Source organism: Kocuria sp. CPCC 205258 (assembly GCF_040981005.1).
Taxonomy (GTDB): domain Bacteria; phylum Actinomycetota; class Actinomycetes; order Actinomycetales; family Micrococcaceae; genus Kocuria; species Kocuria rosea.
In genome coordinates this window covers 1-509 of the sequence record NZ_JAVKPS010000075.1, presented here as the reverse complement: position 1 = coordinate 509, position 509 = coordinate 1, and the positions used below count along the sequence as shown (strand labels likewise).

At 31.4% G+C, this 509-nt stretch carries 1 pseudogene; it reads right to left on the bottom strand.

Annotated elements, in window-relative coordinates:
• A pseudogene (locus RF644_RS18900) lies at positions 1-190 on the bottom strand (RepA protein); the annotation flags it as partial.
• Between the last annotated feature and the right edge of the window lie 319 nt (positions 191-509).

The following is a 509-nucleotide window of genomic DNA, read 5'->3' as shown; positions in this document are numbered from 1 at the left end:
TAAACGAGGTTTTGAATACTTCTCCTGTATCTGTATCAGCAACAGCAACTACAGCTTTTTTATCACTTCCCGTACTACTTTTGTATTTCTTAACAACGTGATTTTCAATCCCTTCAATTGCTTGTTTCATAAAGGGGTTTTCTTCGTTTTTTTGAAAATCGGTTAATTTGAGTACTTTCTTATTTTCCATAAACATTCTATTTAGGCAAATTTGACTTTCTATATATCGGTGAAAAAGTATAATTTGATTTTCCACAAAGGAATATTTAAATTTCCATTAATACAATAAAAAAGCAAAATATATTTTCCTTTTTAACATCTAATAGGAAAGAGTGACTTTCTAATATGGAAAATCAGATTTTCCAATATGGAAAATACCCTATATTGAGTATCAACTACTTAACTTATTCTATTTCTTAAGTTCTTATTATACCCTAAAAACGGCATATAATCAACTACTTAAAAAATCATCGGTCGGGGAGCGCCCAGCGGCAAGGGGCGGGACCACC